This window comes from Halobacillus rhizosphaerae (assembly GCF_046719735.1).
GTDB classification, from domain to species: domain Bacteria; phylum Bacillota; class Bacilli; order Bacillales; family Halobacillaceae; genus Halobacillus_B; species Halobacillus_B rhizosphaerae.
This window is the reverse complement of record NZ_JAUTWQ010000001.1, coordinates 305,879-319,526: the sequence shown is the minus strand read 5'-3', so window position 1 is coordinate 319,526 and position 13,648 is coordinate 305,879. Positions and strand designations below refer to the sequence as shown.

Here is a 13,648-nt window from a genome sequence, read left to right as displayed (position 1 = left end):
TAAAGGGTGGACCCAGAAATGGGCCCACCCTTTTTTTTGATCTAGAAGAAATTATAAAACGGTGCAAAAAACAGAGAAAACAAAATGGAAATAATACTGACTATTATCGCCATGTTTCCAAGTGTATCTGCATTCTGCCGTTTAGCTACAACCCCAAGGATTATACCTGCAGCGCCTAAAATAAGCGGTGCAAAGAAAAAGGAAAGGATGCTGACTGTCAAACCAAGCCATCCCATAGCTGGATTAACTTCGCTATTCATTATCGTTTCTTTTTCTTCATCGTTTTCCATTGGATCATTTATTGGAACGGCAGCAGCTTCCGCGGCAAATTCTTCCTCGTAGCTTTCCCCATACACGGGTTCAGCAGGATTGCGATTTTCCAGTTCCACGAAATCATCATCGTCGTCTAGTTCTATCTCTTCTTGTTCATCAGCAACGGAATCATCAAGTTCCTCGAGTTCTTCCTCTTCGGTTACTTGTTCCATTTCGTCACCATGTTCCGGTGCCTGTTCTGCTTCTTGATTCTCAACAGGATTTTTCGGATCATACATGAGACCACCCTCACTTTCTGTTTAAAGAATCATTTATAGTATGTGAAGGGTGTAAATAAATTATAAAGGTACTTGATGGAAACAGCATCATTAACAGAACCCTTTTATCTTGGTTCGATTCCTAACATGCCCCATTATATTATTGCCCACAATGCCTGCTAATTTGCTACTGCAACGGCTGTGTCATCTGCAGCATTATTCTGGATCGTTTTAGCATAACCGCTTTTTGCATGTCCATTTTCAGCTTTATATTCTTTTAAGCCGGCAACCCCGCGATTATAAGCAGTTAGAGCTTCATCCCAATTCCCATATTTATCATGCAGATAATCAAGATAAATAAAAGAAAGTTCAATGGAATAATAAGGGTCAAATAATAAATCTTTTTTATAAGGGAGTCCTCCCATATCTGCGATCCATGGAGCAGTGTTTTCCATAAACTGCGACATTCCATAAGCGTGACCGTATTTTGTCTTGGGTCCTACAAGCTTGGGATTAAAAGTTCCGCCTGATTCCACATTCAGCAATTCAAAAACAATATTAGGATTGATATGATAGCGTTTAGATTCTCTTACTAAATAAAGAGCCCAGGCTTTCTTAAAATTCCCTTCACTTTCCTTCACAAAATGATCAGCAGTCTTTTCCATCTTTGGCCATACAAAGAAGCCGCTTTTCTGCTTAAAATCAGATGGTTGGGATATTAAATATTTCTTTTCCGTTTTCAGCTTCTCGTTTTTATTCATTAATTGCTGATTTTCTTTAGTTAAAGCATTGTATTTTTGCTCATTAACATGATCAACTATCACAACTGTTATTCCTACGAGAAGGATTGCTGTTCCAGCTAATAGCAATGGTCGAACTACTTTCATCCACTCACTCCTTTAGACTTCATCATACTTCTTGTCTGAGCCTAGTGACCTATACTAACTTACCTCTCACTGAGAATTCAATTCATTGAACTGATGCAAATATTGTAAATACACCAATTGTGCTTCTCATTCATATGGTGTACTGAATACTTAAAAGAGGGGAAGCGTTTAGCAGTGCTCAATCTGGCCCAACAATTTCTTACCCAAAAATTACGTCAGTTAACCACTCAGGAGTTACTTTTCTATAGTCAAAAGTACAATATTAAAATATCCAAGAGTGAAGCTGCTCAAATTATCCAGGCTTTAAAACAAAATAAAGAAAACCCATTTGATCCAGAAGGACGTAAAAGAATGCTGAATCAACTAGCAGCTATTACTTCAAAAGACACCGCAAAATCCGTGCATCAATTGCTCTTTAAGCTCGCAAAGGAATATGGTGTTGAACATTGGCTGCAGTAATCTAAATATGGTTAGAAACACAAAAAATCCGAACAATGATGGAAAAAGGTGTGCCCCTTTCATCATCGTTCGGATTTTTTATGTTTGTCTTAGCTTTTTACCTGCTGCTGCATTATTTTTTCTTTCAAATCTTTGTCGAATGTTCCTTCTTTTAACATCTCGATCTCAAAACGGTATGGCGGCTGTTTGTTCTTTTTGTCTTCCCCAACATAAGGCGTTTCCAAAATTTTTGGGAGCTCCTTTAAAGCGGAATGATGAACCACCTTGTGCAAAGCATCAAAACCGACATACCCAAAACCGATATTTTCGTGTCTATCTTTGGCAGCACCGCATTCATTTTTACTGTCATTCACATGGATTACCTTCAAACGCTCAAGCCCTACAATTTTATCAAACTCTTCCAGAACACCATCAAAATCACCCACTACATCATATCCAGCATCGTGAATGTGACAAGTATCCATACAAATAGAAAGCTTCTCATTTAAAGTAACTCCATCAATGATTTGGGCCAGTTCATCAAAGGTTCTGCCAATCTCCGAGCCTTTACCCGCCATAGTCTCAAGGGCAATTTGCACTTTCTGATCCTTGTGCAGCACTTCATTTAATCCTTCGATGATTCTCGGAATTCCCTTTTCCACACCTTGTCCTACATGCGAACCAGGATGAAGAACAATTTGCCTGGCTCCTAGTGCCTCCGTGCGTTCAATTTCACTTCTAAGAAAATCGATTGCTAATTGAAAGGTTTCGGGCTTCGTTGTATTCCCTGCATTAATAATATACGGCGCGTGAACAACGATATTATCAATTCCATGCTCTTTCATGTGCTCTTGTCCCGCATCAATGTTCAGTTCTTCAATAGGGCGCCTTCTCGTGTTTTGCGGAGCACCTGTATAAATCATAAACGTGGAAGAGCCATAAGAAGCTGCTTCTTCACTAGCACCAAGCAGCATTTTTTTGCCTTTCATCGATACATGTGATCCTATTTTCACCATATAAATACCTGCCTTTCTATTTCTTATTACGAAAGCTATTTCGTTTTAATTTCTTAACATTTTTCTCTGTTTCACGTTTCATTTTCTTTTTATAGCCGGGCTTGACTTTCTTTGGTTTACGCACCATATGGCGTGCCTGCTTCTCGATGTCCGTTTCCTTGCGCTGTCTAGTCTGCCGTTCATTATAGGATTTTACTTCTTTCCATTCTCCATTTTTCACTTCAAAAAAGTCAAAAGTGAGTCCGCGTTTTTCCAATCTTTGAATAAGCGGAAGATCTTCTTCGGTATATAAATTAATGGCCGTTCCCTTTAACCCTGCGCGAGCTGTTCTCCCTACGCGATGAATATAAAATTCTTCTTCTTTCGGAAGACGGGCATTGATGACATGACTAACCCCTTGGATATCAATTCCTCTGGAAGCAAGGTCCGTTGCCACAATATACTGATAGCGAAGGCCCTGAAGTTCCTTAAGCATACGCTTACGTTCACGGGGGGACAACCCGCCATGAATGAGCCCTGTTTCTAAACCTCGGTCCAGTAACTCTGAAGCAAGTTCATCGGCCTGTTCTTTGCCATTAGTAAATATAATAGCTAAATAAGGCTGGATGACTTTAGTTATATCGACAATGATATCTGCCGGGTTCTTATGACGTAATGGGATCAGCCTGTGTTCCATAGACTCTGGTGAAGGTTTATTATCTTCAATTTGAATATGAGTCGGATTGGCAAGATATTTTTTCAAAAACGGCTGTAAGCGTTCAGGTATTGTCGCTGAAAAGACCATCAGCTGAACATCTGGATTTGTTCGAAGGAGGATTTGGTCTACGTCTTCAATGAAACCAAGATCCAGCATTAAATCTGCTTCATCAAGGACAAATGCTTTTACTCCCCCTAAATTAAGAGCTTCTTCCTTTGTCATATCCAGGATTCTTCCTGGAGTTCCGACCACAATCTGCGGTTGGTTGGAGGAGAGCTTCTCCATCATTTTCAATTTGTCTGTGCCGCCAATGACTAGTTTTGCCTGCCAGGTATTTTCTTTGCCTGCCAGAGCAGCAGCTTTAGTCACTTCGTCGTAAATCTGGATGGCAAGCTCTCTCGTCGGTGCGGTAACAACATACTGCACTTGTTTTAAATTTTCATCTAAACCGTTCAGCATAGAAAGAAGAAAAGCATGTGTTTTTCCTGATCCCGTATGAGATTGTCCAATAATACTTTCTCCTCTTAATGCCGCCGGAATAACTTTTTGCTGAATAGGCGTGGGCTCTTTAAAACCCATCCCTTCAACGATTTGACTTATTGTTGAATTGATCGAATACTGATCAAATGAATGATTACTCATATATGTGCTCCTTTAATGTAGAAATGTCCCTCTCTTATTATAATAGACACAACGGATAAATGCACGGTTACATTGATTCCTTAAAGAGATTCTTTGTTTTCTCCCGCTATACCCTTTATAATGAATATGGATTATAAATGCTTACAGCTTGATTAGCTATAGAGGAGGAACAAACGCATGGAAGTTATTAAAATTGCTCCGCGCGGCTATTGCTATGGTGTAGTAGATGCGATGGTCATTGCCCAAAATGCGGCGAAGGACCCCAATTTACCGCGCCCTATATATATTCTAGGAATGATTGTTCATAATACTCATGTAACAGATGCCTTTGAGAGTGAAGGAATCATAACTGTGGACGGTAAGAACCGTATGGATCTCTTAGAAGGAATCAATGAAGGAACGGTTATTTTCACCGCTCACGGCGTATCACCTGAGGTAAAAGAAAGAGCCAAAGCGAAAGGATTAACTGCCCTTGATGCAACTTGCCCGGACGTTACAAATACGCATAATTTAATACGGGATAAAGTTTCAGATGGCTATGAAATCATTTACGTAGGTAAGAAAGGTCACCCGGAACCAGAAGGAGCTATGGGCGTTGCCCCTGGGAAAGTTCATCTTGTTCAGACGGAAGAAGATGTAGAAGAGTTGGAGCTTGATCATGATAAACTCTTAATTACCAATCAAACCACTATGAGTCAGTGGGATGTTTTTGACGTGATGGAAAAAGTAAAAGAGAAATATCCTCAGGTCGAAAAACACCAAGAAATCTGCATGGCTACTCAAGTACGTCAAGAAGCCGTTTCTGAACAAGCAAAGGATGCCGATTTAACTCTCGTAGTTGGAGACCCGAAGAGTAATAACTCGAACAGACTGGCCCAGGTATCTAAACAAATTGCAGGTACGGAAGCATATCGTATTTCAGATGTTACTGAAATTAAACTTGAATGGCTGGAAGGAGTACAGAAGGTTGCCGTAACAGCCGGAGCATCAACCCCTACTCCCATTACTAAAGAAGTCATTAAGTTTATTGAAAATTATGATCTGGATGATGAAGATACGTGGATCTTAGAATCTAAAGTGGAACAGAAAAAGATCCTGCCAAGAATTAAATCCAAGAAAAAAGTAAGAGAAACATCAAAGCATTCAGAATAATCTTCTACAGAAAACCCGAGCCGATTTGCGGCTCGGGTTTTTTAATTCCTGTGACGGACAGTCCAATGGTTATGCGGATTATTTTTTTATGGATTGTTGTTATAGAAAGGTAAAAGGCTCTGTATTGACTTCGGATAGATGGACGCTTATTTCACCTTCAAATTCACATTCCTCTGTCAAAAAGCTTTTCACTTTACTGCAAACTAACTTTTCTACGTGGTGGCCAGGGTCTATTACAGTAAGCCCCATTTCCTGTGCATCTTGAGCCATATGAAAAGTCATATCTCCTGTGATATAGACATCCGCACCTTCTCGTTTAGCTTCGTGGATGTATTTTTCCCCGCTGCCTCCTAATAGAGCGACTGTTTTAACTAAAGTGGATAGATCACCTGTCACTCTAAGGGCAGGAATGTTATACCTTTTCTTTACCATTTCAGCAATTGCCTCCAGGGTCATCGGTTCACTTAAAAGCCCTACTCTTCCGACTCCTGTCTTCTCACCTTTATTGAGAAGGGGGTAAAGATCATAGGCAACTTCTTCGTAGGGATGAGCGGACTCCATAGCTTCAATAACTTTATTGATCCGTGAACGCGGCACGATTGTTTCCATTCGCTTTTCTTTCACAGTTTCCAAAGCCCCTTGAGTCCCTATATAAGGGCTAGTGCCTGTTTGCGGCATGAATGTGCCTTCCCCGGCAAGCTGGAAGGTACAATGGCTGTAATTGCCAATATAGCCCGCTCCTGCCTCACTGATCGCTTGGCGCACCTTTTGCAAGTGGTCTTCTGGGATAAATACAGTCAACTTTATTAATTCGTCTTCTCCCGTAGTTACTAAAGGTTTTAAATGAGTCAAATTCAATGCTTCTGCCATAACATCATTAACGCCGCCTTGCGTAACATCTAAATTTGTGTGAGCAGCATAAACAGTAATATTATGCTGAATTAACTTTTGTACTATTTTCCCTTTCGGCGTATCTAGATTGACTTGCTTTAAAGGAGCAAAAAGAAGAGGATGGTGGGCAATGATGAGGTCTATATCTTTCATAATCGCTTCATCCACAACATTTTCCAGAACATCTAAAGTTACCATTACGTTTCTGACGGGTTTATTCAAGGTCCCTACTTGAAGTCCAATATTATCCCAGTCAAATGCCAGATGCTTTGGTGCCCAGCTTTCAAATTGCCGAATGATCTCTTGTCCCGTTACTATTTTTGTCATGAATCCAAGACCTCCTTCAGCCAGTTAATTTCTTGAGTAAGATTATTCACCTTTTCCAGCTGCGGTTCTTTCGCCTGCTTCAACTGGTAAAGTACTTTTTCTTTTTTCACTCGTTCTACTTTGCAGTATTCTTTAAATACAGCGGTCCTTTGTTCAAGAAGTCTCGGACCCAGCCACATTTCTTTTTCCAAGTCTTCTTGATGGTATCCCGCATGAGGATCCCCTGGCTCCGCTGCTAAAACTTCATAAATATGATTATTCTCTTCAAGTATTGTTTCCTCTACCAGCGAAAAACCGTGTTCAAAGAACCATTTACGCAATGACTTCGCCCCAATGTTAGGCTGAACAATGATCCGTTTCACTGCGGTCAATTTATCCTTACCACGATCGAGGATGTCGCGAATGAGAGGGCCGCCCATTCCTGCGATAACGATTTGATCTACCTCATCCCGTTTAAGTACTTCAAGGCCATCTCCGAGTCTTACTTCAATTCTATCCTGAAGCTCTTGAGCCTTTACTTCTTGTAATGCAGAATCGTACGGCCCTCGATTCACTTCCCCTGCTATGGCTTGGGCATAAGGATCTCTAAGGCATACATAACAGGGTAAATACGCATGGTCCGAACCAATATCAGCAAATTTCGCTTGACTTGGAAGAAATTCAGCCACTTTCTCCAGCCGCTTAGATAATTGATAAACATTCATACAAATTGTCCTCTCATAAAAAGAAAAGCTTTCTGAATGGGTCCAGAAAGCTTTTCTCCATGTTTACTTCTTTTTAGCCAGCCACTCGGCTATTTTCTTAGCTTGTTCACCGCCATACAAACCTGGAGGCATCTGGCCGCCTTTACCGTTTTTAATTATGTTCTGAATTTCTTCTGCTGAATAACGGCTGCCTACCTTTTGAAGGTTTGGACCTACTCCGCCGCTCAAGTCTGCACCATGACAAGTCGCACACTTCGCCTCAAAGAGCTTTTCGGGATCTTCACTTGATCCAGATGCATCCTGCTCAGTTTTACCACCATTTTCTTCTGCATTTTGAATTGCCTCTCGCTGGTTACCTCCAACTGTAGATAGAACAATCATAGCTACAATACCGAGAACAGCAATAATTGCAAAAGGAATCACAGGGTTTCTTTTCATTACATGCAACCTCCTTATGTATTCCCTTTCACTAAAAGTGAGATAGACTACATTCATTTTACTTGAAAACCTTTACTTAGGAAAGGGCTATCATGTGAAAACTTCTAGAACAGTTAATATGATAGTCAAAATCAAACCAATTGCTCCAGCAGCAATTAAATAATAAAGCTTTAAACGAATGCCTGCCCCCACCCATAACAGACTGTTGGCGAGTAAAAGTAAATAGATGATTTTATTATTCGTATAGAACGTATGAAACATACTTACTGACAGGAGAAGCAAAATTAAAAAACCAACAATCACAGGAATATGAAACTGAAAATTATTGCGTTTTTTTAAAAATCTTCCGTAAAAAAAAGTAAAGATCGCAAATGTCGACAAAAGACCTGTTTGCAAAAGCGGGTCTATTTCAGTAAAATAAATGACAAGAAATGAAAGGGGTAACAAAAAAAGGGTGCTGCCCGTCAGGACCGCTGCTGACCGCTTTCCAGCTATTCCAGGTTCCATTTCCAGACTGTCTGGATCTTCATCCCCTTGCGTATAAAGAGCTAGGAGAAAATCACAATATTCTTTGGGTAATAAATGGCTTTTTTTCCAATATTGGATTTCTTTAATAATAGTTTCAATGCGCTCTTCTGCCAAAACATCACCTCGAAAAAAGATAATAAAAACTCAGGACCACCCTGAAAATGAGGGAACGGCCCTGAGCTTTAAGTGTCCTATTCCATGAAATCTTTTAGACGCTTGCTTCGGCTAGGGTGTCTCAGTTTACGAAGGGCTTTAGCTTCAATCTGACGAATTCTTTCCCTTGTTACACCAAATACTTTACCGACTTCTTCCAGGGTGCGGGTACGGCCGTCATCCAGTCCAAAACGAAGTCTTAGTACGTTTTCTTCACGGTCTGTAAGTGTGTCCAGCACATCTTCCAGCTGCTCTTTCAACAATTCATAAGCAGCGTGATCTGAAGGAGAGGTTGCTTCCTGATCTTCAATGAAATCCCCAAGGTGAGAGTCGTCTTCTTCACCAATAGGTGTCTCTAAGGAAACAGGTTCTTGCGCAATCTTTAATATTTCGCGGACTTTATCCGGAGTCAGCTCCATATCCTGAGCAATTTCTTCCGGTGTAGGTTCGCGTCCTAAATCCTGCAGCAATTGACGCTGTACACGAATTAGCTTATTGATCGTTTCTACCATGTGAACAGGGATACGAATGGTACGCGCCTGATCGGCAATCGCACGGGTTATGGCCTGTCTGATCCACCAAGTAGCATACGTACTAAATTTATATCCTTTACGGTAATCAAACTTTTCTACAGCTTTAATTAAGCCCATATTTCCTTCTTGAATTAAATCAAGGAAGAGCATTCCGCGTCCTACGTATCTTTTTGCAATACTTACCACTAGCCGCAGATTGGCTTCCGCCAGATCCCGTTTAGCTTCTTCATCGCCATTTTCAATACGCTGAGCCAGACTAATTTCATCTTTTGCTGCGAGAAGGTTTACTCGTCCAATTTCTTTTAAATACATACGGACAGGATCATTAATCTTCACTCCAGGCGGAACACTAAGATCGTTAAGATCAAATTCTTCTTCCTTATTGATCTGCTGCATGCTTGGATCCTGGTCGGAATCACCAATTACCTCCACACCTTGTTCAGTAAGGTGTTCGTAAAATTCATCCATTTGGTCAGAATCTAATTCAAAGCTTGAGAGTTTGTCTGCTACTTCTTCGTAAGCAAGAACTCCCCGCTTCTTCCCTATTTCCAAGACTTGAGCTTTGGCCTGCTCAAGGGTTAATTCATTTTCTTCTTCTTTAGAACGTAATGGCTGTTTCTGCTTATCTGCCATAAGTCCCCCTCCTTCCAACGTATCTATACGAAACCATCAATGGATATTCTTCGTTTCCTTCTTCCTTTGCAGGATCTCCATCGCAATTTGAGCGGCTTTAATTGGATCTTTTTGCTGCTCTGCTGCTTTCAAGTCTGCCCTCAAAAGTTTAATATCCTTCCGGTCCTTATACTCTAAATTAATTTGATGAATATAATCCTGCAGTTCCTGATCTGAGATTTCATCATTTCCTGGCGCCATGGCCAGCTGTATGACCAGGTTCTTTAGGGATTGATCATCCAGACGCTCTACAAACTGACTAATATCTGATTCGTTGCCGTCTTCATAATATGCATAAAGATGGGTCACAATAACCTGATGGTCAGAAATATTAAATGCGCCTCCTAATTCCTCCTGAACTTTATCAGCAATAATAGGGTCTTTCAACATATATGCAATCAGCTTCCGTTCGGCATTATGAAATGCCGGGAGAAGTTTATGCTGTAACGAATAATCGCTGCTGCGATTAGTATGCCGCCTCTCTCGAACCCTATCCTTTTCCGCTCCGAGATGGCTTCTAATTTGCTGGACCTCTTCTTTGAGAGTGTCCATCGACATTTGAAATTCCTGAGATATCTCATGGAGGTAGTGTTCTCTTTCCACTGCCCGGTCAAGCTGAGCGACCTCCTTTAATACCTCTTCGATATAAGAGATACGATCTCCTTCTAATTGAAGATTGTAATTACGCTTTAAGTAACTCATTATAAAGGTTACATACGTATCACTCGTATCAAGGATTTCTCTTTTAAATCTCTCTCCACCATTTTTCCGGATAAAGTCATCCGGATCTTGTCCTTCAGGAAGCCGGGCAACATTGGATTGACAGCCGACATTTTTCACCAGCTTTGCCGCTTTAACGGCAGCATCAATCCCTGCCTGATCTCCGTCATAACAAATAATAACTTTATCTGCATAACGCTTGAGAAGCTTCGCTTGATTGGTGGAAATGGAGGTTCCCATTGTACCTACTGCATTCGTCACTCCAGCTTGAAAAGAGGAGATAACATCCGCATATCCCTCAAATAATACTACCGAGTTCTGTTTTCGAATGGATGATCTGGCAAGATCAAAATTGTAAAGCAGCTGCCCTTTATGAAACAGATCTGTTTCAGGGCTGTTCAAATATTTGGGCTGCTGATCTCCTAGAGCACGGCCGGCAAATGCCACCGTCTTCCCAAGGTGATTACGCAGAGGAAAAATAATCCTGCCTCTGAAACGGTCCGAGTACTCACCTTCGCTGTTAACACTTAAAAGTCCTGCTTTCACCATCGTTTGAGGATGAAAACCTTTTTTCTCTAAAAAAGTGGCTACAAAATCCTTGGAATTTGGAGAATAACCTAATTGGTATTTCTCGATGATTTCGTCCGTAAAACCCCGATCCGCTAAATATTCATAAGCCTGTTTTCCATCTTTTGAATTACGGAGTAAATGGTGATAAAGCTTTACCAGCCATTGATGGGCATCGAGAATATTTTGCGATTCAGGATTTCGTTCTGTCGGACTGTCCTCATTATATTGCTCTGGAAGCTGGGTGCCAGTCTTTTCAGCTACCTGTGTAACTGCCTGAATAAAACTGTAACCTTCCATTTCCATCAGGAAGGTATACACGTTCCCTCCCTTTCCGCATCCAAAGCAATGAAAGATCTGCTTATCACTAGACACGGAAAAAGAAGGAGTGTTTTCTCCATGAAAGGGACAAAGACCGAAGTAATTCCGACCCTGCTTTTTTAGCTGCACGTACTCTCCTACGACATCAGCAATGTCTATCGATTTTCTAATTTCATCTACCATTTCCTCTGGAATATGTCCAGCCATTCTCATCACCATACTAGAATTTTATTCGAGAAGAACTACTGAATCCCTTCATTATTTGCCAATGTTTTTTTAAAAACATAACGAAAAGCTTCTCGATCTTTATTTGTAAAAGAAGAAGGACCCTTCCACTTCCCCTTCTTTTTTAACGTTTTTTGCCTCAGATGCTTATTAAACATAATTTCTTCAGCATCTTCCTCACTAATCAGTTTACCTCTTGGAGTAATGACGTAAACCCCTCTTCCAGTTAACAGTACGGCTAGAGACAAATCTTGACTAATAACAATATCCCCTGGTTTAGCGTGATTCATAATATAAATGTCCACGGATTGAGAACCATCATCGAGGAATTTCCACGCACCTTCCAAATTGAGGCTGAAATGATTGATCGTTGTAATAAATTTCGGCACGGCCGAATAAAGCTTACTTATCTCAGTAATTTCTTCTTTAACAGGACAACTATCCGCATCTACCCATATGTTTGTTATTTGATTCAGCATAATTGAATAGTTCTACATGCATTTGAAGAATCCTGCCGTATTACGAATGTTTTATTTTTCTGACAAGTGTTTATCATGAATTCAGCCTTCCTGTTTTTTCACAAATTCATATTATAATACATTATGAACCGTAAAGCCATGACGAATTTTACCTTTTTAATAAACTCCCCAAGAAAAGTCGCGCTGTTTATGCGCGACTTCTACTTAATTTGTACTATTGTTGGGCATCCTCGCGTAATTTATTCATTATGACGTTTGCAGTTTCTTCTACCGCTTTATTGGATACGTCTATTACATGGCAGCCAATCCGATCTACTACGCGATTAAAGTGATTAATTTCCTGCTGAATTCTTTCCATATTTGCATAGCTTGCTTGAGATCCCAGCCCAAGGGACTTTAATCGTTCTTTGCGGATATCATTTAGTTTTTCGGCGCTGATTTTCAACCCAATACATTTGGCAGGGTCTACTCTGTACAGCTCCATAGGCGGCTCTACCTCAGGAACTATTGGCACATTGGCAACCTTTAGTCTCTTGTGCGCTAAATACTGAGACAAGGGAGTTTTCGATGTTCGAGAAACTCCAATGAGAACTATATCTGCTCGACTAATCCCTCTTGGATCACGTCCATCATCATAACGAACTGCAAACTCGATAGCTTCTACTCGTTTAAAATAATCTTCATCAAGTTTATGGACGAGCCCAGGTTCTAAGCGGGGTTCTGTTTTAAAATACCGCTCCATAGCATCCATCATCGGACCCATGATATCAATGCATTCTATGTTGTGTTTTTTTGCTTCTGCTAATAAATGGCTTCTGAATTCTGGAATGACTAAGGTAAACCCAATCATAGCTTCATGTTCTTTTGCCTGGAGAATGGTTTCATTTATCGTCCCCTTATCTTCTACATACGGGACCCGTTGTAAATCAAATGGACCATCATCAAATTGGCTGAGCGCTGCCTTAACCACTAATTCAGCTGTCTCTCCAACTGAATCAGAGATAACATAGATTAAAGGTTTTTTCATACCTATCCCCCCTTGAAAGGACTCGTTATAAGTGTTCGTCCCTAGCTAGTTCTACTAAAGCTTTCGTAATATTTGTTTTAGTTATTCTGCCTATCACTTCTAACCCCTTTTCACGAGGGACAATAACCGGGAGCCCATCAATTTGCTTTTCAATCAATTGCTGTGCAGCATCAACGAGTAAATCTTCTTGCTTACAAACCGTTATATTCGGCATTCTTGTCATAATAATATGAACAGGAATTGAATTGATATCCTGATTTCCCATGCTCGCTCTCAACAAATCTTTTCTTGAGAGGACTCCAGTTAAATGGGACTGATCATCTGTAACAAATAAAGTCCCAACATCTTCTAAGAACATTGTACAAATAGCATCATAAACGGATACATTATCTTCTACAACGATAGGAACGGACTGATACTCCTCAACTTTAAATTTCTTCAATTTCTCTGTGAGCAGCTCTGTACCGGTTTTCCCCGTGAAAAAGTAGCCGACCCTTGGACGGGCATCCAAGAAACCTGCCATAGTAAGTATGGCTAAATCAGGTCTTAAAGTTGCCCGGGTCAGGTTTAAGCGATCAGCGATATGTTCACCGGTAATCGGACCATTATCTTTTACAATTTGTATAATCTGTTCTTGACGGTCGGAAAGTTCCATTCTTTCACCACCCTGATCACTGACTGTGTCATACTATTTAATTATT

General features: G+C 40.6%; 15 protein-coding genes. 2 read left to right on the top strand and 13 right to left on the bottom strand.

Features of this window, described 5'->3' with window-relative positions; all coding sequences use genetic code 11:
- Window positions 1-41: 41 nt before the first annotated feature.
- Complete coding sequence (locus Q7A53_RS01600; RefSeq protein ID WP_411787360.1) at window positions 42-551, bottom strand: hypothetical protein; 510 nt, start codon at window positions 549-551, stop codon at window positions 42-44.
- Window positions 552-709: 158 nt separating this feature from the next.
- Complete coding sequence (locus tag Q7A53_RS01595; RefSeq protein WP_411787359.1) at window positions 710-1,417, bottom strand: lytic transglycosylase domain-containing protein; 708 nt, start codon at window positions 1,415-1,417, stop codon at window positions 710-712.
- A 174-nt stretch (window positions 1,418-1,591) separates the two neighbouring features.
- Between Q7A53_RS01595 and Q7A53_RS01590 the strand changes: the two genes are divergently transcribed.
- Complete coding sequence (locus tag Q7A53_RS01590; RefSeq protein ID WP_411787358.1) at window positions 1,592-1,876, top strand: DUF2624 family protein; 285 nt, start codon at window positions 1,592-1,594, stop codon at window positions 1,874-1,876.
- Window positions 1,877-1,965: 89 nt separating this feature from the next.
- Here Q7A53_RS01590 and Q7A53_RS01585 read toward each other — a convergent pair whose 3' ends face one another.
- Both Q7A53_RS01585 and Q7A53_RS01580 read right to left on the bottom strand, forming a co-directional pair.
- Window positions 1,966-2,871 carry a deoxyribonuclease IV gene (locus Q7A53_RS01585; RefSeq protein WP_411787357.1) on the bottom strand — a complete coding sequence of 302 codons (906 nt, stop codon included), beginning with the start codon at window positions 2,869-2,871 and terminating at the stop codon, window positions 1,966-1,968.
- A gap of 16 nt (window positions 2,872-2,887) precedes the next feature.
- Complete coding sequence (locus tag Q7A53_RS01580) at window positions 2,888-4,210, bottom strand: DEAD/DEAH box helicase (RefSeq protein WP_411787356.1); 1,323 nt, start codon at window positions 4,208-4,210, stop codon at window positions 2,888-2,890.
- A 177-nt stretch (window positions 4,211-4,387) separates the two neighbouring features.
- Between Q7A53_RS01580 and Q7A53_RS01575 the strand changes: the two genes are divergently transcribed.
- Window positions 4,388-5,362 (top strand): 4-hydroxy-3-methylbut-2-enyl diphosphate reductase, encoded by a 975-nt coding sequence (locus tag Q7A53_RS01575; protein ID WP_411787355.1) that lies wholly within the window; start codon window positions 4,388-4,390, stop codon window positions 5,360-5,362.
- Window positions 5,363-5,461: 99 nt separating this feature from the next.
- Here the strand turns inward: Q7A53_RS01575 and Q7A53_RS01570 are convergent, their stop codons facing one another.
- The 9 genes from Q7A53_RS01570 to Q7A53_RS01530 all read right to left on the bottom strand — a co-directional run bounded on the left by Q7A53_RS01570 (window position 5,462) and on the right by Q7A53_RS01530 (window position 13,602).
- Window positions 5,462-6,580 carry a Nif3-like dinuclear metal center hexameric protein gene (locus tag Q7A53_RS01570; protein WP_411787354.1) on the bottom strand — a complete coding sequence of 373 codons (1,119 nt, stop codon included), beginning with the start codon at window positions 6,578-6,580 and terminating at the stop codon, window positions 5,462-5,464.
- On the bottom strand, window positions 6,577-7,284 hold the full coding sequence (locus Q7A53_RS01565; RefSeq protein WP_411787353.1) for a tRNA (adenine(22)-N(1))-methyltransferase: 708 nt from the start codon (window positions 7,282-7,284) through the stop codon (window positions 6,577-6,579). Before Q7A53_RS01565 ends, Q7A53_RS01570 begins: the two co-directional genes overlap by 4 nt.
- A 63-nt stretch (window positions 7,285-7,347) precedes the next feature.
- Window positions 7,348-7,722, bottom strand: a complete 375-nt coding sequence (gene cccA, locus Q7A53_RS01560; protein WP_411787352.1) for a cytochrome c550 — start codon at window positions 7,720-7,722, stop codon at window positions 7,348-7,350.
- Between the two features lie 90 nt (window positions 7,723-7,812).
- Window positions 7,813-8,364 carry a hypothetical protein gene (locus tag Q7A53_RS01555; RefSeq protein WP_411787351.1) on the bottom strand — a complete coding sequence of 184 codons (552 nt, stop codon included), beginning with the start codon at window positions 8,362-8,364 and terminating at the stop codon, window positions 7,813-7,815.
- Between the two features lie 77 nt (window positions 8,365-8,441).
- A complete protein-coding gene (gene rpoD / locus Q7A53_RS01550) occupies window positions 8,442-9,569 on the bottom strand; it encodes an RNA polymerase sigma factor RpoD (protein WP_411787350.1) in 1,128 nt (375 codons plus the stop codon).
- Window positions 9,570-9,605: 36 nt separating this feature from the next.
- Entirely contained in the window at window positions 9,606-11,423 is a 1,818-nt protein-coding gene (gene dnaG / locus Q7A53_RS01545; protein ID WP_411787349.1) for a DNA primase, read from the bottom strand.
- Between the two features lie 35 nt (window positions 11,424-11,458).
- Window positions 11,459-11,920 carry a DUF188 domain-containing protein gene (locus tag Q7A53_RS01540; RefSeq protein WP_411787348.1) on the bottom strand — a complete coding sequence of 154 codons (462 nt, stop codon included), beginning with the start codon at window positions 11,918-11,920 and terminating at the stop codon, window positions 11,459-11,461.
- A 214-nt stretch (window positions 11,921-12,134) separates the two neighbouring features.
- A complete protein-coding gene (locus Q7A53_RS01535) occupies window positions 12,135-12,947 on the bottom strand; it encodes a pyruvate, water dikinase regulatory protein (RefSeq protein WP_411787347.1) in 813 nt (270 codons plus the stop codon).
- Window positions 12,948-12,972: 25 nt separating this feature from the next.
- A complete protein-coding gene (locus Q7A53_RS01530) occupies window positions 12,973-13,602 on the bottom strand; it encodes a helix-turn-helix transcriptional regulator (RefSeq protein ID WP_411787346.1) in 630 nt (209 codons plus the stop codon).
- Between the last annotated feature and the right edge of the window lie 46 nt (window positions 13,603-13,648).

Bases quoted from the DNA above. Each gene is read 5' to 3' on its own strand.
- dnaG (WP_411787349.1), bottom strand. From the start codon at position 11,423: ATGGCTGGACATATTCCAGAGGAAATGGTAGATGAAATTAGAAAATCG.
- Q7A53_RS01530 (WP_411787346.1), bottom strand. From the start codon at position 13,602: ATGGAACTTTCCGACCGTCAAGAACAGATTATACAAATTGTAAAAGAT.
- cccA (WP_411787352.1), bottom strand. From the start codon at position 7,722: ATGAAAAGAAACCCTGTGATTCCTTTTGCAATTATTGCTGTTCTCGGT.
- Q7A53_RS01585 (WP_411787357.1), bottom strand. From the start codon at position 2,871: ATGGTGAAAATAGGATCACATGTATCGATGAAAGGCAAAAAAATGCTG.
- rpoD (WP_411787350.1), bottom strand. From the start codon at position 9,569: ATGGCAGATAAGCAGAAACAGCCATTACGTTCTAAAGAAGAAGAAAAT.
- Q7A53_RS01580 (WP_411787356.1), bottom strand. From the start codon at position 4,210: ATGAGTAATCATTCATTTGATCAGTATTCGATCAATTCAACAATAAGT.
- Q7A53_RS01575 (WP_411787355.1), top strand. From the start codon at position 4,388: ATGGAAGTTATTAAAATTGCTCCGCGCGGCTATTGCTATGGTGTAGTA.
- Q7A53_RS01600 (WP_411787360.1), bottom strand. From the start codon at position 551: ATGTATGATCCGAAAAATCCTGTTGAGAATCAAGAAGCAGAACAGGCA.
- Q7A53_RS01535 (WP_411787347.1), bottom strand. From the start codon at position 12,947: ATGAAAAAACCTTTAATCTATGTTATCTCTGATTCAGTTGGAGAGACA.
- Q7A53_RS01570 (WP_411787354.1), bottom strand. From the start codon at position 6,580: ATGACAAAAATAGTAACGGGACAAGAGATCATTCGGCAATTTGAAAGC.
- Q7A53_RS01595 (WP_411787359.1), bottom strand. From the start codon at position 1,417: ATGAAAGTAGTTCGACCATTGCTATTAGCTGGAACAGCAATCCTTCTC.
- Q7A53_RS01565 (WP_411787353.1), bottom strand. From the start codon at position 7,284: ATGAATGTTTATCAATTATCTAAGCGGCTGGAGAAAGTGGCTGAATTT.
- Q7A53_RS01540 (WP_411787348.1), bottom strand. From the start codon at position 11,920: ATGCTGAATCAAATAACAAACATATGGGTAGATGCGGATAGTTGTCCT.